Origin of the sequence: Klebsiella grimontii, assembly GCF_900200035.1 — a bacterium.
GTDB lineage: Bacteria > Pseudomonadota > Gammaproteobacteria > Enterobacterales > Enterobacteriaceae > Klebsiella > Klebsiella grimontii.
The window spans coordinates 329,066-351,092 of the sequence record NZ_FZTC01000019.1; the positions used below are offsets into that span (position 1 = coordinate 329,066).

Sequence of the window (22,027 nt, forward strand, 5' to 3'; positions counted from 1 at the left end):
ACAGGTAAACCCGGCGTTGAATGCCGGGTTTATATTGTCATTATTGATGCAGCGGCTGACCGCTGGCGGCAAGGATGGATTCATGCATGGCTTCAGAAAGCGTTGGATGAGCAAAGATCATCGATAAGAGACTCTCATCTGTAGCCTCCAGATGATGCGCGATACCAAAACCCTGGATCTGTTCAGTGACCTGCTCACCAACCATATGCGCGCCCAGTAATTCGCCGGTTTCGGCGTCGAAAATAGTCTTTACAAAACCCTCCGTCTCACCGCTGGCCAGCGCCTTACCATTCCCCTGATATGCGAACTTACCGACCTTGATTGGCCGTCCCGTCTCGCGAGCCTTCGCCTCTGTCAAGCCCAGGCTGGCAACCTGTGGCCGGGCATAGGTACAACCGGGCACATAGTCGCGGTTAAGAGGGCGTACGCCTTCGACGCCAGCCAGCGTCTCGACGCAGATCACGCCTTCGTGGCTGGCTTTGTGCGCCAGACACGGCGGGCCAGCCACATCGCCGATAGCATAGAGGCCAAATACGTTGGTTCGGCAAGCTGCATCCGTCTTGATAAACCCGCGGTCCAACTCAACGCCCAGCGCTTCCAGCCCCAGGCCTTCCACATTAGGCTGCACGCCCGCTGCCAACAGCACACGTTCGACTTCCAGTGTCTGTTCGGCGCCGGTGGTTTTCAAGGCGCAGCGCACGCCCGTATCGGTGCGCTTTACCTGCGTCAGCAGCGTTTGGCTATGGACGTGTATACCGCGTCGTTCGAACGATTTACGCACGGTAGCGGATACTTCGGCGTCTTCAACGGGCAGAATCTGCGCGGCTTGTTCGACCAGCGTTACGTTGCTGCCAAGATCGTTATAAAGGCTGGCGAACTCCACTCCGATGGCCCCTGAACCGATGATTAATAGAGACTCCGGTAAGCGCTCAGGCTGCAGGGCCTCGAAATAGGTCCAGATTCGCTCGCCATCTGGCTCGACTCCTGGCAACGCTCGCGGCCGGGCGCCAGTCGCAAGGATCACATGATCAGCGCGATAGTCTCGCTCTTCCCCCTGGGGATCGGCGACCGTGACTTGCCCCTTACCGCACAGCCGGGCGGTGCCGGCTATGACCGTCACGCCATTTTTCTTCAACAGGTACTCGACACCTCCGCTCAGCTGTTGCGACACGGCGCGGCTAAACTGCACCAGTTTCTGCAGATCGAAACTCACCTCGCTGAGACTAAAACCCAGCCGATCGGCATGCGCAATAGTGTGCGCCACCTCTGCGCCATGCAGCAGCGCCTTGGTTGGAATGCATCCCCAGTTCAGGCAGATGCCCCCTAAATGCTGCTTTTCCACCAATGCGGTACGAAGCCCTAGCTGGCCGGCACGAATGGCGGCGACATACCCCCCAGGCCCGCCACCTATTATCAGTACATCATATTTGTCGTGCATAGCTCGTCTCCCCGATAAACAACAGCGTCGGTGTTTCAACCAGCCGCTTGAGCGCCTGGAGAAACGCCGCGCCTGACGCCCCATCGATGACCCGGTGATCGCAGGACAGCGATACGGTCAGTTGATGGCGGACGACGATCTGTCCGTCGCGAACTACCGCTCGGGGCTCGCCTGCGCCAATCGCAAGGATCGCGCCCTGGGGTGGGTTTATGATGGCGTCAAACTGCCGTACTCCGAGCATGCCCAGGTTTGACACGCTAAAGGTGCCGCCCTGGAACTCTTCGGGCTTGAGCATGCCCGCCCGGGCTTTGGTTATCAGAGAATGAACTTCGTTTGATATGTCGCTTATCGACCTGCTGTTGGCCGAACGTACGATAGGGGTAATTAACCCGTCCGGCAGCGCAACGGCCACGGAAATGTCGGCATCGGCAAAACGGCGGATGCTCTGGGTCGCCTCATCAAACTGTATGTTGACGTCCGGCACGGCTATCAGCGCCATGGCGCAGGCCTTAACCAGCATATCGTTAACCGAAATCTTGACGCCGGGTACTTCGCTGTTGATTTCCTTACGCAATGCTAAGAGTCGGTCCAGGTCGAGATCGACGGTCAAACGGAAATGGGGTGCATGTTGCTTGGACATTTGCAAACGGCCAGCGATCGCTCGCCGCATACTGGACATCGGCAACGTCTCAAAGGCTGTCGCTGACGTGGCTTGTGGAGCCCCGGCCTGGGGTAGCCCATCAAGCAGCAAAGCGGCCGCCAGCACATCATCGCGACTCACCCGTCCAAGTGAACCGCTTTTGCGGCAGTCGTGCAGGTTGATCCCCAGTTTGTTGGCCAGACGGCGCGCCAACGGGGTTGCCGGGACCTGGCTATCATCGGTATGCGATCGCGGCGCTTTGCCGGAACGCACTGGCGGTGGCGGAGAGGCGACGCGGCCGCCTGCGGCAACGATCGCGCTCTCCAGGTCAGCCACGGAGATACGCTCGCCGCGCCCGCTACCGTAGACCTTTTTCAAGTCAACGCCCAACCGCGCAGACAGCCGTAACGCATGGGGAGTGGCATTCACCTGAGTCGGATCGGTTTTGCCTTGCAGGCTGATGGGTACATCGGTCTGCCCAATGGATGCCGCAGGCTTATTGGCGGGGGCCGGTACAAAGGAGGGCGCCGCGGTCGCTACAGCAGGCTCGGTAGTCTGCGTGACAGGAGCTGCTGGCTGCGCCGCGGCCAGACTGGCAGCGAAGGCATCCAGTTCAGCATCGCTTACCGCAGAGTCAGCGACCAGCGCCAAAACAGCGCCGACCGGGAGGGTATCTCCCACTCGGGCGATTATCCGCCGTAGCGTACCGGCGAAGGGGGCCTCCAGAACATTGACGATTTTGCTGGTCTCAATTTCACAGATTTCCTGCCCTTTGGCGAAGCGGTCACCCTCCTGGATGGCCCACCGCGCGAGCACGCCTTCCTCCATTGAAAGACCCCACTTCGGCATTTCAAGTGTCCTGATATCGCTCATAGCTTAATCCTCCAGCACTTGACGGACGGCAGCTTCGATACGTTCAACGCCAGGGATCCAGAGTTTTTCGAGAGCAGGGGAGAACGGTACCGGGGTGTGTGGTGGTGTCACCAGAACAATAGGCGCTTTGAGGAAATGGAATGCCTGGGAAGCAATCAGCGCGGCGACATCATGAGCAAAGCCAAAACGCGCGGCTGACTCGTCGACAATGACCACGCGGCCCGTAGAAGCCACGGATTCCAGAATACCTTCTTCGTCCAGAGGCGAGATTGTACGTGGATCGACCACCTCCACCGAGATCCCCTCCCTGGCCAGTTTGTCGGCGACCTGGTTTGCTTTATGTACCATTGCCGACAACGCGATGATGGTGACATCCTCACCTTCACGGGTATAGTTAGCGACGCCCAGGGGAATGGTATAAATCTCGTCAGGTACCTCGCCCTTGAGGTCATAAAGCATTTTATGCTCGCAGAACACCACCGGATCGTCGTCGCGTATCGACTGGATCAGCAGCCCTTTGACATCATAAGGCGTCGATGGCACGACCACCTTGAGCCCCGGTGTGGTAGCAAAAATATTATAGGGTGACTGCGAATGCTGGGCTGCGGCAGAAAAACCAGCGCCGATCATGCCCCGCATCACCAGCGGCGCCTTAGCCTTGCCGCCAAACATATAGCGGAACTTTGCTGCCTGGTTGTACAGCGCATCATGGCTAACACCGAAAAAATCCATAAACATCAGCTCCGCCACCGGCCGCAGACCCGTTGCTGCGGCGCCGGCAGCCATGCCGACGATCGCCGACTCCGTAATGGGGGTGTCGATCACCCGGTCGGAGCCGAACTGCGTCCACAGCCCTTTAGTGACTCCGAGCACACCGCCAAAAGCCTCTATCCTTGCTTCTTCGGGCGCATTTCCGCCGTGACCGCCACGCAAGTCTTCACCAATCAGAACGACGCGTTCGTCGTGCTCCATTTCCTGGGCCAGGGCTTCCTTGACCGCTTCTCGATAGGTTTTTATAGGCATTGTTATCACCCTCAGTATGAGACGTAAACGTCTGTAAGCAGGTCTTCCGGTGCCGGGTAGGCAGCGGCGCGGGCTTTGAATACAGCATCATCGACAAGTGCTTCAACCTCCGCGTCGATCGCCGCCAGTTCCTCAAGGGAGATGTGTTGTTTGACCCTGGCGGTGAAAATCTTCAGCGGATCATGTTGTTCGCGCAGACGTTGAACTTCGCCCTCAGCACGGTAAAGCGCCGGATCGCCCTCAAAGTGACCGTGCCAGCGGAAAGCTTTGGCCTCAATCACGCTTGGGCCTCCACCTTCTCGGGCGCGCTTGACTGCCTCTGCGGTGGCATCGTAAACGGCAAAGAAATCGGTGCCATCAACCGTCACTGCCGGTAAACCGAAGCCCGCGGCGCGCCCGGCGATATCACGACCACCGACGGCGTAGTCATGGCCCGTTCCTTCGCCATAACCGTTGTTCTCGAAAATAAAGATGGCAGGGAGTTGCAGCACGACTGCCATGTTGATGGCTTCAAATACCAGGCCCTGGTTAGAACCGCCGTCACCGGTAAAAGAGACCCCAACGTTACCGGTCTTAAGGGTTTTGGCCGTCAGCGCAGCGCCGATGGCTAACGGAGGGGCGCCACCCACGATAGCGTTCGCACCCAGCATACCTTTCGACAGATCGGCAATATGCATTGAGCCCCCCTTGCCCCGGCATAATCCGCTGTCCTTACCGAATATTTCAGCCATCATGCCGTGAATATCGCAGCCTTTGGCAATACAGTGGCCATGTCCACGGTGTGTGGACCCAATGAAATCAGCGTTAGTCAGATTTTCGCAGACCCCCACCGCAATGGCTTCCTCACCGGTATAAAGGTGAATGAAGCCCGGAATATCACCGCTGGTGTTTTCCTGATGCAAACGCTCCTCAAACGTCCGGATTTCGCGCATCTTACGGTAAGCCTGGAGTAAAGCCTGTTTGTTAAGCATCACTTAATTCTCCTCAGTAAAGGTCGTCAGGCGGGCAGGCTGGAAGCCCCTTAACCACGCCGATGCAATGAATCTACGAGTGCGACGAGGAGGTGCGAAGCCACCTTCATGGGGGGGTAGGAGGGGGTTTACATGCTTGAGGTCAAACTTTATAAATTTTATGTATCTATCGAGAGGGGCGGTTCCATGTCGTCCCGGGCTCTGGCGTACAATTGATAAAAAAAGAATACGGGTAGATAACCACGGATGAAGCCATCGGATGTTAAAAGTCGTCAGGCAACTTCACTGGTCTCCGGACCACTGCGGCTGACCAGAGATTTGCCGCTAATCCTGACCAAATTCGTCCCGCCACGCTCTTCGATTCGGCTGCTACAGCGCTCACGGCTTCTTTTACTCCTCGATCGCATGCAGCAACGCCGTCTGGGCGTGGTTTGCGCGGGCGCTGGATTTGGCAAAACCACGCTGTTGGCGCAGTGGTATCAGCACATGATTGCCCAGGGCGAACGCGTTGCCTGGCTTAGCCTCGATGAGGATGATGATGGCGTATGGCAGTTCATTCCTTATCTGCTGCAAGCATTGCGGCCGCTCTATGGCGATTGGGACGCCGACTTTTGGCGCAACATAGAAGAACAGACGACCTCCAGCTCGCAACAGCTGCTGGCCGGGTTGATTAACCAACTGCATTACTGTCCGCACGATCTGTATTTGATCGTTGATGACTTCCATATGATTAATGATGCCGGCGTATATGAAGCCCTGGGATATTTGCTCAAGCATGCTCCTGCCGCCTTGCATCTGATCATTGGCAGCCGTTTCCACCCCAGTTTGTCCCTGAGCCTGCTTCAGGCGCAGGACCAATTGGTGGAGATCTACGATCGAGACCTGCAATTCACGCTCGAAGAAACCAGAAACTATTTCAGCCAGACGATTGACGTACCACTCAGTAATCAGCATGTACAGCGGCTGCTTTCCGCGACAGAGGGGTGGATCGCCGGCATGAAAATCGCTTCGTTGTCCCCAGAATTGCTCAATGATCCAGAACATCTGCTGCGCAATATCCGTGGTGGAACCCGCGCCATCGCCCGTTATCTGAAAGAGGTGGTACTTGACCCATTGCCAGCGGAAGTTTTTGATTTTCTTGTCAAAACATCGTTTCTCAATCGTTTAAATGCCGGGTTATGTAATAGGGTTACTGGGCGTGATGATAGTGAAGCGATACTGGCATGGATTGAGCGGCACAATCTTTTTTTGTCAGCCCTGGACGAACAAGGCTGCTGGTTTCGCTACCATCCTCTTTTGCAGGAAACCCTGCGAACGATATTGCAGCAGAACAACGATATCAACCTCAAGCATTTACATGAATTAGCCAGTCATTGGTTTGTTGAACAGAGATTGTGGTCCGAGGCGGTACGCCACGCACTTGCAGCGGGCAAGCCGATCCATAACCCCGGGCAGGATGGCGCGGGCGCGCAGTCACTGGCGGAAGAAGGGGATATAGACACCCTGGTTTCCTGGATGCGTCACTTACCTGCGAGTACTGACCCTTCGCGCATTGACCTGCAAATCAATCTGGCCTGGGCGCTGGCGCACTATTTCCGCTTCGATGAATCGAGGCAGTTGCTGGATAATCTTGACCAAATGGTCGTTAATCATCGTGATGATATAGCCCCCAACGCCTGGCTCAAATTACGTGTCGTGCGCGCAATTTGCGAAGCTTTTGCCGAGAAAATCCCGGAAAGCCTGGCGATTGTGGAGCCGTTGCTGGCTAAAGTGCCCTGCGGAGACACCTGGGTCGATGGTCTCATTTGCAATATTCTGAGCTACTGCCACGTGGTTAATCAGCGCTATACCGACGCTCTTGAGGTTCAGCGGCATATGCCTTGCCCGGAAAGTCCATTAGACAATCTGTTTGTCTCGGTTTATCGCGCTTTTATCATTGCTCAGTGCCATCTTGGTCAGGGGGACCTGGAGAACGCCTGGGGGCATGCAGAGAATGCCTTGCGCCAGGCTGAGCGTTATACCGGCCCCCAGTCGACCAGCGGCGCGACGCTTGCGCCGCTGCTGGCGGAAATGGCTTACGAGCGTAAGAACCTGGACTCCTTAAATACGCTGTTAGCAGATAGACTCGAATTCATCGATCGGTTTGGTCCGCCCGACGCCCTAAGTCGCTGCTATACCTATCTTGCGCGTCAGGCCTTAAATGACGATATGCCGCATGAGGCAGAACGGCTACTGGAACACGCGCAGCGACTTGCGGTGTCTCGCGGATGGCAACGGCCGCAGGCTTTATTGTTAGCAGAGCAGGCGAGGGTGCGCCTGCAGCGCGCGAATTATCCAGGCGCAGAGCAGCTGCAACGGCAACTTGAACAACTGGCGGCCCGTGCCACAATTGATGCCGAAAATCCTTGTCAACGCGCAATAGCTCAGTATGCAATCGTCAGCCGCAGCCGCCTTCTTCTGGCGTCAGGCCAGGCCCCACAAGCCAGCCTTTTACTGGGTGAACTCGTGACTGAGCAGGAGCGTCGGGGCGACCGGCTATCCGCAGCGCGTCTTCGTACGCTATGGTCATTATCCTTGTGGAATAGTGGCGAAAACGCGGCTGCCGTGGCTGCATTGCAGCCCGCCCAGCAATTAGCGGCACAACAGCATCTCAAACGAATTTTTCTTGATGCTGGCGAGACATTGCAGCCTCTGCTTGTCCGTGTACGCGAAACCGATGCTCTTTGGCCCGGCAAAGGAAGCCAGTCTGAAGGCAAGCGGATTCAGCGTGAAAATCTTGATGTTAACCTGGATCTCAGTGAGCGAGAGCAGCAGATATTGCAGCTCATTGCTGACGGTCAGATGAACAAAGAAATCGCTCGCTCCTTGACTATCTCTACTGAGACGGTGAAATGGCACATCAAGAACATCTACGCCAAGCTCAAAGTCAGTAGTCGTACGCAAGCCATGAGTCGGGCTCTGGAAATGAAGTTACTGGATTAACCCGGACTCTCAAAAAAGTAAGACGGGCATACTTTCACAGGGAGCAACAAAATTTGTGATGCGTTATTGCACGGTGCTGATCCGAGTGAAACTGCGCGTGACGGGAGGGGCTATATCCAGGCGTTGCGGCGGCAGGTGGATGACAAGATGGTGTTAGTTCTTTAGAGACTGGAATGATTTGAATAATCCCGGTTCGGTGGGCGATATGGGTACTGGGGCGAATTGTGGCAACACGGCCTCCCAAATACCATTTAACATAATATACATTATGCGCACCAATATTGTAACCCCAATATTCTGATGTCACTTTTAACCCATTTAGTGATGTCACTTTTTCTGGCATAAAGGATCCAATCCTCAGACCATGGAGACATCAGGATGCTTGTGACCATGTCAGATAAAGAACTCAGTCGGATCAACATCATTCAGTCAGTTGTTGAAAAGCGCATGCGCCGTCGAGATGCTGCTCATCAGCTTGCTTTGACCGAACGTCAGACACAGCGTTTGATGAACCGCTTTCGTGAATCTGGTGCTGCAGGTCTGGTAAACCTTCGACGAGGACGCCCCGGTAATCACAGACTTCCTGAGTCATTGAAGCTGCGTGTACTTTCTTTACTTCACGATCATTACAGCGACTTTGGACCAACGCTGGCCGCAGAAAAATTGCGCGAACGCCATAACATCACGGTGTCTGTTGAAACACTGAGAAAATGGATGACGGCTGATGGACTCTGGGTCCCATACTCACGTCGCAGGCCACGTGTTCATCAACCCAGATACCGGCGTGACTGCCTTGGAGAACTTATTCAGATCGATGGTTCCCCGCATGACTGGTTTGAAGGAAGTGCCCCCAAATGCTGCCTGCTCGTCTTCATTGATGATGCTACTGGGCGCCTGATGCACCTCCGTTTCGGCGAGACTGAATCAGCCTTTGATTACATGATGGCCACCCGCGAGTATCTTGAACAGCATGGCAAACCACTGGCGTTCTACAGCGATAAGCACGGCATTTTCAGGGTCAATAATGGTGGCACTACCACAACTGGAATCACTCAGTTCGGCCGGGTGCTTTCCGAACTGGGGATCGAGTTGATATGCGCCAACAGCCCGCAAGCTAAAGGTCGCGTTGAGCGCGCAAACCAGACTCTTCAGGATCGACTTATCAAAGAAATGCGGCTTGAAGGCATCAGCAGCATCGAGGATGCCAATGCCTGGATGGATTCCTTCATTATTGACTTCAATCGTCGTTTTGCCAGACCAGCAAAATATCCCAAAGACCTGCATCGACCGGTGGTTGAAAGCTCTGAAGATCTGGATGATATCTTTGCTTGGCAGGAATCACGAAAACTCTCGAAAACACTGACTTTCCGTTACGATAAGATGATATATCTCGTTGAGCCTACAGAAGAAAATACCAGAATTGCAGGTGAAAAAATCACAGTTTACGACTACCCAGATGGTACGCTGGCGTTTAAATATGGCTACCGATCACTCAATTATCAGGTCTTCGATAAACTGGAATGCATCGACCAGGGGCAAATCGTTGATAACAAACGGCTCGGTGCTGTACTGAAACTGGCTCAGGACAAGATGGATGAATTGGATCGAGAGGGAAAGCGAGATAGGAGTAAAAAAATGCCCAAACGACGTGCACAGGCCCGGGTTCAGGAGCAACTCAAGGCCATCAACCCCGTACTGGCTAATCCTGAAGAGTTCCGAGCCAGTCTGAAACGCTAGCCCCCTGCTCTGTTCTGTTTTTTTACCTTTAGCAGTGTGATGGAGTGCAAGCTTCTGAAAACACGTCAGTTGGTTTTATAACCATGAACCCTCATTTCATATTTGGCATTACTGCCACAGTTCGTAAATATGAATCTGTTTGTCACTCAAGGAGATTTTTATGGGTATTAAACCTGGCCCAAAGCCGATTGCTGAATCAACTGGCAAAGAAGATAAAAGAAGGCGTGTCACTCCGGAAAACAAGCCAAAGCATCCCGGACTGAAGGAACACGACCATAAAAAAGGCGAATAACAGCTTATTGGTATAGCCTCTCATCACAGGCATGTACGTCATTCATGCCTGCTTTCCTCTGACATAAACCACTTTCTCTCTCTTCACATCTCTTAAGGTGACATTTCTAACTGGCTGAATCAGGTGACATTTTAAGCTTGCAATAACAAATATTGTAGAGACTCAATGTTAATGTCTATCGCAGTTCATTCGGCCAGTCTGCTATGACGTTAAGCACATGACGGAGGTAGCTTTCTGGATCCTCGCCGTTCAGTTTGCACGTCCCGATCAGACTGTACAGCAACGCTCCTCACTCTCCTTATTTGGTGGACACCACTTTGTCGGATGCATCAGATTATGACCAGACGGCTTTCGCTGGACGCTTACGGTGAAACTGAGATAACGGAAAAACTGGGGTTCCGTCGTAGAACCCCAAACTGGGCCGAAAAAATTTAAGCCAGATGTAATCTGACAGACACCTGTATAAATAACCGTTAACTGTCAGATCAGATCTGAGCTAATACAGATAAATTTCGCTTTCCAGGCTGCCTCTCCTAAGTCCAATCCTGATAGCCATTTTCGTGAATCCAGACAAGCCCAGCAGGACAAGTATCAGATAAAAACCAATACCCATTAAAAGCGCCACACTCCATCTCTTCAGGAGAATTAGGGAAACTTTCTCTAAACTTAGAGACCTGTTCTTTTATTGTTCCCGTCCAGAACTCGCCACCGTTTCCAAGCTTCACTTTCCCCTCATACATTAAACGCTCAATAAACCAGAGAAATAACTCTTTCTCTTCATCAAATGACAGCGTTATCTTACCTGACAGGCTAGCTGGATGAATATTTTCCCAAATCGTAACCATTGATGCCCCTTCAAGGGCTTCCTTCCTTTTTTTATATTCATCATTTGTAATCATATTTAACCCCCTATCTAAACTTGAGCTCAAACTTATTGCCAGAGAGGTTTGAAGCTTTATTTATATCTTTATTGCCGATAATATCAATTGTCCATCGAGCTTTAGACTCTTGCGCACTAGCTGAATAGTTTCTCAGATTTATAATTTTCCCGTCATACTTAGCGTAGTACACAACACCTTTTGACTTTCTCACCTCGATAAGAGGTGTGCTTCCAGCAAGTGATTGTGCATAAGTATAGATATCTTTATCATTAAGTGATTCTGAAGCCAAAACTTTTGTTGTGCCTTTCTTGTTACTTCCTCCATCGCCTAACACTTGCGCTATGGGCTTGCCAAAAATATTAATATTACCATCTGGCTGTGATTTATCGAAAAGCTTGACTAACTGACTTCAATCAAGCTTACCGGGGTTATTCAGGCGGGAGCGATGTTTTATGCCTGAACAATTAAGTAAGATCAACTCCCCGGAGGCAGCACCGGCAACGGCCCGGCTAAGGGCCATGTGGGTAAACAGCATCAGGATCCTAACGAGGGCAGCCAACGGTAACATTAGCAGCAGGATTATCTTAAATAGCTGAAAATATCCCACTATTCCACTTTTCGATGACGCTCCCCAAAAAAATAATGTCGTGATTATCGCAAAAGAGAAATTATCCACTTTATTTGTAAGTCAATATGTTTAATAATCCGTCAGGATTTATTACGTAGTAGAGGTATTAAGATGCGTTTCAGTACCATGCCCGACAGTGAAATTATTTCTGAACTGTGCCGAAGAATTAAAGAAACGCGTATACAACTGGGGCTATCACAGATTGAGCTTGCCGAACGCGCGCAGGTCGGCGCGGCAACCATTAAACGCGTTGAACTAGGTGAGTCCGTCACTCTCAGTACGCTGATTGGTATTTTGCGCGGCCTCGACCGACTACATCAACTGGAGTCGATTTTATTCGATTCACATATGCGCACCTTTAAAGCGCAGATCAATTCCGGGGCCCCTTCCCGTATCCGCATTCGGAAAAAAACGCATCAGCCAAAAGAGAAGCAGGCCGCCGCGACGCAGACCAGCGAGTCAAACGCCACCATTAACGAATGGTACACCTCATCGGCTTCTAACAGCGTGGTATGGTCTTTCCAGCCGCCTGACGGAGAGAAAAAAAAGCCCTAAACTGTAGGGCCTGCACCGCCGGGGAAAGAAAAAACGCCTGTCGTTAAACAGGCGTTTTTTATGGGACTCAGGATTCACACACCGCGACTTTAATCGCCAGACCGCCGCGGGCGGTTTCACGGTATTTGGCGTTCATGTCTTTGCCCGTCTCAAACATCGTTTCGATAACTTTATCCAGTGAGACTTTCGGATCGCTGGTACGGTACATCGCCATACTGGCCGAGTTTATCGCCTTCACCGCCGCAATCGCGTTACGCTCGATGCACGGCACCTGCACCTGGCCGGCTACCGGATCGCAGGTCAGGCCGAGGTTATGCTCCATGCCGATCTCAGCGGCGATGCACACCTTCTCCGGACTGCCCCCCAGCAGCTCGGCCAGTCCGGCAGACGCCATCGAGCAGGCCACGCCCACTTCGCCCTGGCAACCGACCTCTGCCCCGGAAATGGAGGCGTTCATCTTGTACAGAATGCCTATCGCGCCCGCCGTCAGGAAATAGCGCATAGAGATTTCCGGCGTCACCTCTTTGATAAAACGATCGTAATAGGCCAGCACCGCCGGGACAATGCCGCAGGCGCCGTTGGTCGGAGCGGTCACAACTCGCCCACCTGCCGCGTTCTCTTCTCCGACCGCCATGGCGAACATATTGACCCAATCCATCGCGCTCAGCGGCGTAATCGACTGGCTCTGCGGCGCCAGTACGCGGTGCAGCGCAGAAGCGCGGCGCGGTACCTTCAGCGGCCCCGGTAAAATACCTTCCGTATTCATCCCCCGGTTAATGGCGTTTCTCATGGTCTCCCATATTTTCGCCATATTTTGCTCAACGCTCTCCCTGCCGTGGCGGGCGATCTCGTTTTTCATCATCACCGCGGAAATCGACAGGCAGTTGTCCTGGCAGTGCGCCAGCAGGTTGCGGGCGGAGTAGAACGGGAACGGAATATCGACATCCGCGCCCTGACTCTTGCCAAAGTTTTCCTCGGTCACGATAAAACCGCCGCCGATCGAATAATAAGTCTGGAAATGGGCGATTTTGCCGTCGCAAAACGCGGTAATGCTCATGCCGTTTTCATGTAGGGGGAGAAACTCATTGTGAAAGCGCATGCATTCCGCCACCGGGAACTCAATTTCGCGCTTTCCTTCTTCAATAAACAGACGATGCATGGCGTTGACATCGCGAATAATGCCGGGAATGGCGTCGATATCAACGGTATCCGGTAAATACCCGGACAGCCCAAGAATAATGGCGATATCGGTATGGTGGCCTTTACCCGTTAATGAAAGAGAACCATACACGTCCACCACCAGACGGGTCACTTTATGCAGCAGGCCTTTTTCCTGCAGGGTATCAACAAAATGTTTTCCTGCTTTCATCGGCCCAACGGTATGGGAACTGGACGGACCGATGCTGATTTTGAAAATATCGAAAACGCTAATCATGTGGCACCCATGCGGTTACATAGCAAAACGGATGCGCCGCCGGTGAGCGGCGGCGCTGAAACTTAGCTGAACAGCGAGAAGAAAATGGCGGAGATGGCAATCAGTCCCATCACAACCACAAACGCGTTGCTGATGTGGCCGCTATATTTGCGCATAGCCGGTACTTTGTTGATGGCATACATCGGCATCAGGAACAGGATCATCGCGATGACCGGGCCACCCAGCGTTTCAATCATGCCCAGAATGCTCGGGTTCAGGGTCGCAACAATCCAGGTGGTCACCAGCATGAACAGCGCGGTGATCTTGTTCAGTTTGTTGATTTCGATCGATTTGCCTTTACCGCGCAGAGACTTAATCACCATGCCGTTGAAACCTTCACGCGCTCCGAGGTAGTGGCCGAGGAAGGATTTGGTGATGGCGATCATCGCGATGATCGGCGCCATCCAGGCAATCACCGGCGCGTTAAAGTGGTTCGCCAGATAAGAGAGAATGGAGATGTTCTGTGCTTTCGCTTCCGCCAGGTTTTCCGGGGAGAGGCTCAGCACGCAGCTGAAGACGAAGAACATCACCGTCAGCACCATCATAATGTGGGCAAAGCCCAGGATACGGGAGCATTTACGCTCGGCATCCTCGCCGTATTCTTCACGCTTTGCCACTGCAAAAGAGGAGATAATCGGCGAGTGGTTGAAGGAGAAAACCATTACCGGGATAGCCAGCCACAGGGTCATCCACAGCCCATTTCCCGTAGCCGAAGCGCCGCTCAGCGACAGGGTATCCAGTACCGCGCCATTCCATTGCGGTATCAAATACAGCGCCAGTATCATCAACGCAAACACGAACGGAAATACTAGCACGCTCATGGCCTTAACAATCATTTTTTCGCCAAAGCGGACAATACCCATCATACCGACAATTAAAATCAGCGATAAAATGGCGCGCGGCGGAGACACCAGACCCAGCTGGTGAGTAATAAAGCTATCAACCGTGTTGGTAATGGCAACGCTATAGACCAGCAGAATTGGATAAATAGCAAAGAAATAGAGCAGCGTAATGAGTTTACCTGCCCCGGTACCGAAATGCTCTTCAACCACTTCGGTAATATCTTCCCCCGGATTTTTTCCTGACAGCACAAAACGGGTCAAACCACGGTGGGCGAAAAAGGTCATTGGAAAGGCAAGAATTGCCATAATGATTAACGGAATTAAGCCGCCAACCCCAGCGTTAATCGGCAGGAAAAGCACCCCTGCGCCAATCGCGGTACCGTACAGGCCCAGCATCCAGACGGTATCACTCTTTCTCCAGCCGCTGCTCTCGCGAGCGACGAGGGTATTTTGAACGGTTTCCATAATATGGCCTCAGTAATAAAAATAGGGTCAGAATTTATTGACTCTGATGCAGGTAATAAAAACGCTGTGTTTATTTGGCTATTTTATTAAATGCGACTATGCTAATTCGCTAACAGCGATCACATAACCTGATTGATAGCAGTGACTTTTAACGCATCAAAATTAATACTGAAATTTCATTATTTTTTAAAGTATCATTTTTAATACGTTATTATTTTAGTGCGGGTGGTTAATCTCCTGAATATTTATATCTGGCGAACCCGGAGATAACAAACATTATTTGTCATACGATTAATAAAATCAAAGTTGGGGAAGTAACCGAATATGACTCCCCTCCTCCTCTGTGGCCCCTAAAACCCCTTGTAGTGTTCTTTACTCAGGCCATATTTCTTCATTCTGAGATACAGTTTTTTACGCGGGATGAGCAGATACTCCGCCACTTCATTAATCCGCCCCTGATGGATATTCAGCGCTTCGGTAATGATCTGCCGTTCAACGTCCTCGACCCGGCGATCGAGCGGCGTGGGCTCTCCAACGTGCATCTGCGGATTCACCGTGTCCGCAAGCGGTAACACCCCCACTGCAAACAGTTCGGCTGCGTTCGCCAGCTCGCGGACGTTGTTCAGCCACACCCGGCGCATCATTCCTTTCAACAGATGGCTATCCACCTCCGGGACAGGATGATTCAGCCGCTGGCAGGTTTTCTGCAAATAGTGATGGAACAGCGGCTCGATATCATCAGGCCGCTTAGACAGCGGCAGGCAGGCAATTTGCGTCATCGCGAAGCAGTAATAGAGCTCCGCCACAATCCGGCCGCTGGCCGCCAGCTCCACCAGCGAAGCGTTGCCGATGCCAATCAGGCGAAAAGGCCGCCGTTCAAGACTCTGCGACTGCACCAGTTGATGCTGCTGCTCGTGGGTCAGGTGCTCCGGGTGACTTAATACCAGGGTCCCGCCCTGCGCTTGCGCGATCGGTTCATTAAGCTTATGGGCATTGGCCGGGGTCAGTTCGCAGTAGATAAACGGACCATCGGCGTTGTGCCCCAACTGGTGCAGATAGCGCGCGCCGGTCATACGGCCGGTTCCCGGTTCGCCGTAAAGCCAGACCGCAATATCCGTCTCCGCCAGCTGCTGTAAGCGTTGGCGATACTGTTCCAGCCACTGACTGCGCCCAACCAGCTCAACCCGCAATGTCTGCTGGCCATACTGGCGACGCGCGATCACCGATTGCCGCTGACGTAACGCGGCGTCCACCAGCGAGAGCAGCTTTCCCGGATCGACCGGCTTTTGCAAAAAATCCCAGGCCCCTTTTTTCACCGCGTCCACCGCCATCGGCACGTCGCCATGCCCGGTGATAAGCACAATCGGCAGCTGCTCATCATCCTGATGAAACAGCGTCATCAAGTCGATGCCGGAACAGCCGGGCATGCAGACATCGCTCAGCACAATACCGGGCCAGTCCTTCTGCACCCACTCCCGCGCCGCAAAGGGATTATCGCAGGCATGGACGTGATAACCCGCCTGCTCAAGCAGCTGTGTATAGGCATCCAGCACATCGGCATCATCATCAATCAGCAGAATCGAACACTCATTACTCAACATCTTTTGCATCCGTTAAATTGAATTGCAGCACCACGCAGGCGTTGCGCGTTAACGTCGACGCCAGGCGCAGCGTCCCTTCCATTTGCGTCATCAGAGAAACACAAATCGACAGCCCAATCCCCAGCCCCACATCTTTACTGGTCGTGAACGGCTTCAGCAGTGACGGCAGCAAGGCCGCAGGCCAGCCGGGGCCGTTGTCGGCAATCAACACGCTCAGCGTGTCGCCGTTCATTTGCCAGCTCACCGTAATTTTCGCCGCGTTCGGGCAGGCGTCGAGCGCATTCGACAGCACGTTCACCAGTACCTGATGGACCCGCACTTCATCGCCGCGGATCCAGACGGTTTCATCCGGTACCACCAGCGTTCCCTGCTGCGGCCTATGGCGCATCGCCAGCAGTTCCCACGCCACCATAAACGTCTGCCGCAGATCGACCGGATGCAGCGGCGTTTCCAGTTCAGCGCGGCGGGTGAACTGGCGCAGCGAGCGGATAATCGCGTCAATGCGGTTAATCAACCCTTCCGCTTTACTTAACGTCGCCCGCGCCTGCGCCGTCTGTCCCTGCTCAATCGCCCGTCCTGCCGTAAACAGATACATCGACAGCGCGTTCAGCGGCTGGTTGATCTCATGCGCCAGGGTGGTCATCGTCTGCCCCACCACCGCCAGTTTAGCGGTCTGGATCAGCTCGTCCTGGGTAGCGCGGAGATCGGACTCGATCGTTTTTCGCTCGCCGATCTCCTGTTCAAGCTGCTGTTTTTGCGCGTTAAGCTGACCCAGCGTATGGCGAAGCAAACCGGCAATACGCCCCAGTTCATCCCGTCCATACACCGGAATGGTCGCATCCGTCCGGCCTAACCCAATCTGCACCACCGCCTGATTCAGCGCGGTAAAGCGTTTCACCAGCCGCGAGCGAATAAAATAATGGTTCAATACCCATGCCAGCAGCAGCGCCAGCAGCGTCGCCACCAGGATCAATCCGCCGCTGACGCGGACAATCTGCCCCATACGCTGATTAAACATCTGCATTTGCTGATGACTGCTGCCAAGCTGGGCCTCAAGCAGCGTCCTGAAGCGCCCCAACGTGGCTTCTCTGGCCCGGCTGGCGTCCATTAACGCTTTTTGCGCCGTAACATAGTCGCGCATGGTATCCGGCATCTTATTTTTCACCATGCCGATTTCCAGCAGCTCATCAATGGTTTGTCGCAGGGTGATCGTACTCGGCCAGTCGTCCAGCGCGCGAATATTTTCATCCGAGGTTTTTTTCAGGTTTTCGAGGTAGCGAATATGCGTCTCAACCAGCATGCCATCGTCATTTCCGGACTTGAGTTCATTTAGCCTGTCGCGCAGATCGTCAACGATTTGATTCTCGATACGGGCCAGCGTATAGACCTGCTGCTGCTCGTTTTGCACTTCCCGGGAGCGTTTCAGATACTGCGCCGCATCGCCTTGCCGGGCTTCAATTTGATCGAGCAGCGTTCCCTGCTGCCAGGTAAAATCCTGTACCAGAGAATTCAGCTCCGTGGTGAAATCGTCGTGCAGCCAGTCGATACGCGCGGACAGCTCCCCGACCTTTTCTCGCACCAGAAACATGTTATAGAGCACGCGATCCAGTTCCGACAGCAGCGCGCGGCTGTCCTGCAAAATCACCTTCAGCTGCCGGCGTTCCACGGGTGACAACCCCTGGCTCAGCCGCTCTATTTTATCCAGATGCTGAATAATCTGGTTACGCAGTTGCAGACGCACCGTGGTATTCGGCGCCAGCAGAAACTCATTGAGCTGATCGACCACCAGATTGAGATTGCCTTCAATCAGAAAAGCAGAATGGATGCGGGGAAAATACTCGTCCAGCGAATAGCGTATCTGCGAGCTTTGCTCATGCCATGAATAGAGGCTGACGCCGCTGACAATCAGCGTCAGCAGCGCGCCCATCAGAAAAGCCCCGCGCAGGCTGGTGCTGATGCTGATTTGTCGCAAACGTTGCAGCATGGACCGGCCCATCATTTGAGTTCTTCCAGTTTTGCGATCGCCTGACGCTGGTTATTGAGAAACCAGAGCTGCCACTCCATCATTTGCTGCTCGGCAAAGCTCTTATTATCGAACTGCGCCAGCCAGGCTTCATCCTCACTGCTCGCCGGGTCGACCGGGACACCGGTTAGCAACGCGCGTATCTCGGGCAGCGGACGCTTAAGACGGGCTTCCGCGCTGTGCAGCGCCCGCCAGGCATCTTTCAGCTGGGCGAGACGAAAGCTGATGGCCGTATCAAACATCCGCTGAACCAGACGCTGACGCTTGAGGATCAGGCGATAGTTCAACGGCGGTTGATTCATCAGCCGCGCCTGCTGCGCCGACCGCGGATTGCCCGCCGCCAGCGGCGTCACCGGGTATTTTCCGGTATTGGCATCGGCGAGGATCCGCTGCCCTTCCGGGCTGAGCAGATAGCGAATAAAGCGCCGCGCTTCGCTGGCGTGCTGGCTGTTTTTGAGCACCGCGACATAGGTTGGCGAAACGGCGGACTGCGGAAAGTAGGTAAAGGTCAAATGCGGATCGTTCAACAGCAGATTGGCATAGTTATCAATTACCGGACCGGCTACGCCCAGCCCGCTTTTAATTTTATCCGCCACGCCAAAGCTGCGCGATGAAATCGTGACCAGATTTCCCGCGCTTGCCAACAACGTCTGCCATCCTTTAACCCAGCCTTGTTGCTGCAACAGCGACTCTACCATCAGATGATTGGTGTCCGAGCGCGACGGGCTGCTCATCAGCAGCGCCCCCTGATAGCGAGGGTCGGTGAGATCGTCCCAGTCCGCTGGCGCGGGCAGATGCCGCGTCGTCAACGCCGAGCGGTTAATCAGTAAACCGAACCCCGACATCGCCACGGCAACGGACGTTGAACGGATGGATTCTGGCACCAGATGTTGGCTGCCTGCCGGCGCGCCGTTGAACGGCGCCAGCTTTTGATGTTCCTGAAGATGCTGCAGCAGCATCGGTGATGAGGTCAGAACCAGATCAACGTTTTCCGCATTGGCCGTATCAAGCAGCTGTTCCAGCGAGGCGCTGGTGCGGTTGAGCGTACGAATCATCACCGACCCCGGCTCCGTTTGCCAGCGCGCGATAATCCACGCGGTGGCGCCGGGAGAAAACGTTGTCGCCATCACCAGTTCTTCGCTTTGCGCCGTACAGGGACTAAACCCGGCGGCCAGCAGCCACAGCGCCCACGTTTTGCTGAGCATCCCGCCCCGACGAAAAAACCTGTTTGTGATCCCGTTCATAAATATTGAAATACCGAAAAAATAGCGTTGAGACAAAACTTACCCGTTTATGACGCCTGGCGGATTAATCATCGCCAGCGGCAAAATAGTTGTTTTGGCAACCGGAAACCTCAGGAAAGATTACCAGATAATGAATGTGGAATTTGTTAATATCCGCACAAGCCTGACATAAAATCCGCGTAAAATTAATTACCCGCAATTTCATTAATGCTCAACGTGTCAAAAATAACGCCTTAATTCATCAATTTGAGTCAGTTTTGACCCATTTTGATGATTTGAATTTTATACCCGCTTATTTCACTCTGCATGCCGACCACTCCTGATCTTCATAGCAATATAAAATACAGGTGACGACATGTTATCAATATTAAAAAAAGGGCCGTCGGCGAATAAAGTGCCTGCTGAAAAAGTGCAGGCAACTTATGGCCGATACCGTATTCAGGCGCTGCTAAGCGTATTTCTGGGCTATCTGGCGTACTATATTGTGCGCAACAACTTCACGTTATCCACGCCTTATCTGAAAGAACAGTTAGATCTTAGCGCCACGCAAATCGGTTTGCTCAGCAGCTGTATGCTCATTGCGTATGGGATAAGCAAAGGCATCATGAGCAGCCTGGCGGATAAAGCCAGTCCGAAAGTCTTTATGGCCTGCGGCCTGGTGTTGTGCGCTATCGTCAACGTTGGCCTGGGGTTCAGCACCTCATTCTGGATCTTCGCTGCGCTGGTGATCCTCAACGGCCTGTTTCAGGGGATGGGCGTCGGCCCCTCTTTTATCACTATCGCTAACTGGTTCCCTCGCCGGGAGCGCGGTCGCGTGGGGGCGTTCTGGAACATTTCCCACAATGTCGGCGGCGGGATTGTCGCCCCGATCGTCGGCGCCGCGTTCGCTATCCTCGGCAGTGAGCACTGGCAGAGCGCCAGCTACATCGTCCCGGCCTGCGTGGCGGTGGTGTTCGCTCTGAGCGTACTGGCGCTGGGTAAAGGCTCGCCGCGTGAAGAAGGCCTGCCTGCGCTGGAAGAGATGATGCCGGAAGAAAAGGTGGTGCTTAACGCTAAACACGCGGTAAAAGCGCCGGAAAACATGAGCGCATTGCAGATCTTCTGCACCTACGTTCTGCGCAATAAAAACGCCTGGTATGTCTCCTTTGTGGATGTGTTCGTCTATATGGTGCGTTTCGGCATGATCAGCTGGCTGCCCATCTATCTGCTGACGGTGAAACATTTTTCCAAAGAACAGATGAGCGTCGCGTTTCTGTTTTTTGAATGGGCGGCGATTCCGTCCACCCTGCTGGCCGGTTGGCTCTCCGACAAACTGTTCAAAGGACGTCGGATGCCGTTAGCCATGATCTGTATGGCGCTGATTTTCATCTGCCTGATCGGCTACTGGAAAAGCGAATCTCTGCTGATGGTGACGGTGTTCGCGGCGATAGTGGGCTGCCTGATTTACGTGCCGCAGTTTCTGGCCTCTGTCCAGACTATGGAAATTGTGCCCAGCTTTGCCGTCGGTTCAGCCGTTGGCCTGCGCGGATTTATGAGCTACATCTTTGGCGCATCCTTAGGCACCAGCCTGTTTGGCGTGATGGTAGATAAAATGGGCTGGCACGGCGGGTTCTATCTGCTGATGGGCGGGATCGTCTGCTGCATTCTGTTCTGCTACCTTTCTCATCGCGGCGCGCTGGAGCTGGAGCAACAGCGGAAGAACACCCAGCAGCAAGAGGCTGAGCTGGCGCTGGCCGACGCACGATAAGCGCCTGAAACCGGGAAAACAAAGTGCCAGCTTGCTGGCACTTTTCATCTTAAACAGGGTTAGCCGGGTAAAATGTAAACGGCCTGCTGCCGAAGGAATTCACCGCTTACTTCGCCGGAATAATCAGCACCTGGCCCGGATAGATTTTATCGGGATGCGTCAGCATCGGTTTGTTGGCTTCAAAAATACGTTGATACTCATTGGCGGAGCCATACATCGCTTTAGAGATGGCGCTCAGGGTGTCGCCGGATTTGACCGTGTAATAACGACTTTCTGCCCCGCTTTGCGTCACCTTCACGCTGTCATTAACCTGACCAACGCCGGTGACGTTACCTACCGCCACCAGAATTTTTTCCTTATCTTCTTGCGAACCGACATCGCCGGTAACCGTCGCGGTGCCGTCGTCCGCAACATCGATATTGACCTTTTCGGCGCCGGGAAGATTAAGACCATCAATATGTTTTTTCAGCTTGTCGGCCTTATCTTCCTTGCTGCCGCCGGAGACGGCGTCCCATATTTTCTCGCCCGCTTCTTTGACAAAATTTAATAATCCCATCGTTCCATACCTCCATGACTGTTTCATGATCGCATTTTCATCAACAGCCGCTAAG

Annotated in this window: 16 protein-coding genes and 1 pseudogene; 5 read left to right on the top strand and 12 right to left on the bottom strand. The window is 53.5% G+C overall.

All coding sequences use genetic code 11. The features are described from left to right. Positions 1-40: 40 nt before the first annotated feature. Genes lpdA through KOSB73_RS16320 form a run of 4 tightly spaced genes read right to left on the bottom strand, consistent with a single transcriptional unit; the run spans position 41 to position 4,945 of the window. The gene (gene lpdA / locus KOSB73_RS16305) at positions 41-1,438 is read right to left on the bottom strand and encodes a dihydrolipoyl dehydrogenase (RefSeq protein WP_098140692.1); all 1,398 of its coding nucleotides are present in this window, start codon (positions 1,436-1,438) and stop codon (positions 41-43) included. Then, positions 1,422-2,951, bottom strand: coding sequence for a 2-oxo acid dehydrogenase subunit E2 (locus tag KOSB73_RS16310; RefSeq protein ID WP_098140693.1), 1,530 nt, complete (start codon positions 2,949-2,951; stop codon positions 1,422-1,424). The genes lpdA and KOSB73_RS16310 overlap by 17 nt, the downstream gene beginning before the upstream one ends. A 3-nt stretch (positions 2,952-2,954) precedes the next feature. After that, positions 2,955-3,974 carry an alpha-ketoacid dehydrogenase subunit beta gene (locus tag KOSB73_RS16315; RefSeq protein WP_004137131.1) on the bottom strand — a complete coding sequence of 340 codons (1,020 nt, stop codon included), beginning with the start codon at positions 3,972-3,974 and terminating at the stop codon, positions 2,955-2,957. Between the two features lie 11 nt (positions 3,975-3,985). Next, positions 3,986-4,945 carry a thiamine pyrophosphate-dependent dehydrogenase E1 component subunit alpha gene (locus KOSB73_RS16320; RefSeq protein WP_004137130.1) on the bottom strand — a complete coding sequence of 320 codons (960 nt, stop codon included), beginning with the start codon at positions 4,943-4,945 and terminating at the stop codon, positions 3,986-3,988. Between the two features lie 246 nt (positions 4,946-5,191). Between KOSB73_RS16320 and KOSB73_RS16325 the strand changes: the two genes are divergently transcribed. From KOSB73_RS16325 to KOSB73_RS31345, 3 genes are all read left to right on the top strand, one after another. Then, positions 5,192-7,927 carry a winged helix-turn-helix domain-containing protein gene (locus KOSB73_RS16325; RefSeq protein WP_098140694.1) on the top strand — a complete coding sequence of 912 codons (2,736 nt, stop codon included), beginning with the start codon at positions 5,192-5,194 and terminating at the stop codon, positions 7,925-7,927. A gap of 390 nt (positions 7,928-8,317) precedes the next feature. After that, positions 8,318-9,664, top strand: a complete 1,347-nt coding sequence (locus KOSB73_RS16330) for an ISNCY family transposase (RefSeq protein ID WP_098140805.1) — start codon at positions 8,318-8,320, stop codon at positions 9,662-9,664. Between the two features lie 160 nt (positions 9,665-9,824). Further along, positions 9,825-9,956, top strand: a complete 132-nt coding sequence (locus tag KOSB73_RS31345; RefSeq protein ID WP_004218042.1) for a hypothetical protein — start codon at positions 9,825-9,827, stop codon at positions 9,954-9,956. Between the two features lie 175 nt (positions 9,957-10,131). Here KOSB73_RS31345 and KOSB73_RS16335 read toward each other — a convergent pair. Together KOSB73_RS16335 and KOSB73_RS16340 are read right to left on the bottom strand one after the other, a co-directional pair. Continuing rightward, positions 10,132-10,245, bottom strand: a pseudogene (locus tag KOSB73_RS16335) (transposase domain-containing protein); the annotation flags it as partial. Between the two features lie 244 nt (positions 10,246-10,489). After that, positions 10,490-10,855, bottom strand: coding sequence for a DUF596 domain-containing protein (locus KOSB73_RS16340; protein ID WP_064342704.1), 366 nt, complete (start codon positions 10,853-10,855; stop codon positions 10,490-10,492). Positions 10,856-11,576: 721 nt separating this feature from the next. Here KOSB73_RS16340 and KOSB73_RS16350 point away from each other — a divergent pair. Further along, positions 11,577-12,020, top strand: a complete 444-nt coding sequence (locus KOSB73_RS16350) for a helix-turn-helix domain-containing protein (RefSeq protein WP_004137028.1) — start codon at positions 11,577-11,579, stop codon at positions 12,018-12,020. A gap of 67 nt (positions 12,021-12,087) precedes the next feature. Here KOSB73_RS16350 and KOSB73_RS16355 read toward each other — a convergent pair whose 3' ends face one another. The 5 genes from KOSB73_RS16355 to pgtC form a co-directional block, all read right to left on the bottom strand. Next, entirely contained in the window at positions 12,088-13,455 is a 1,368-nt protein-coding gene (locus tag KOSB73_RS16355) for an L-serine ammonia-lyase (protein ID WP_049085481.1), read from the bottom strand. Positions 13,456-13,517: 62 nt separating this feature from the next. Then, the gene (locus tag KOSB73_RS16360; RefSeq protein WP_004120369.1) at positions 13,518-14,801 is read right to left on the bottom strand and encodes an HAAAP family serine/threonine permease; all 1,284 of its coding nucleotides are present in this window, start codon (positions 14,799-14,801) and stop codon (positions 13,518-13,520) included. A 350-nt stretch (positions 14,802-15,151) separates the two neighbouring features. Continuing rightward, complete coding sequence (gene pgtA, locus KOSB73_RS16365) at positions 15,152-16,402, bottom strand: two-component system response regulator PgtA (protein WP_004137024.1); 1,251 nt, start codon at positions 16,400-16,402, stop codon at positions 15,152-15,154. Beyond that, a complete protein-coding gene (gene pgtB / locus KOSB73_RS16370) occupies positions 16,392-18,401 on the bottom strand; it encodes a two-component system sensor histidine kinase PgtB (RefSeq protein WP_098140695.1) in 2,010 nt (669 codons plus the stop codon). The genes pgtA and pgtB overlap by 11 nt, the downstream gene beginning before the upstream one ends. Then, on the bottom strand, positions 18,398-19,630 hold the full coding sequence (pgtC, locus tag KOSB73_RS16375; protein ID WP_165775013.1) for a phosphoglycerate transport regulator PgtC: 1,233 nt from the start codon (positions 19,628-19,630) through the stop codon (positions 18,398-18,400). Before pgtC ends, pgtB begins: the two co-directional genes overlap by 4 nt. 394 nt (positions 19,631-20,024) lie before the next feature. Here pgtC and pgtP point away from each other — a divergent pair, with 394 nt between their 5' ends. Further along, positions 20,025-21,416 carry a phosphoglycerate transporter PgtP gene (gene pgtP, locus KOSB73_RS16385; protein ID WP_098140696.1) on the top strand — a complete coding sequence of 464 codons (1,392 nt, stop codon included), beginning with the start codon at positions 20,025-20,027 and terminating at the stop codon, positions 21,414-21,416. A 106-nt stretch (positions 21,417-21,522) separates the two neighbouring features. Here pgtP and lysM read toward each other — a convergent pair whose 3' ends face one another. Continuing rightward, positions 21,523-21,972 (bottom strand): peptidoglycan-binding protein LysM, encoded by a 450-nt coding sequence (lysM, locus tag KOSB73_RS16390; protein ID WP_004136991.1) that lies wholly within the window; start codon positions 21,970-21,972, stop codon positions 21,523-21,525. Positions 21,973-22,027 lie beyond the last annotated feature (55 nt).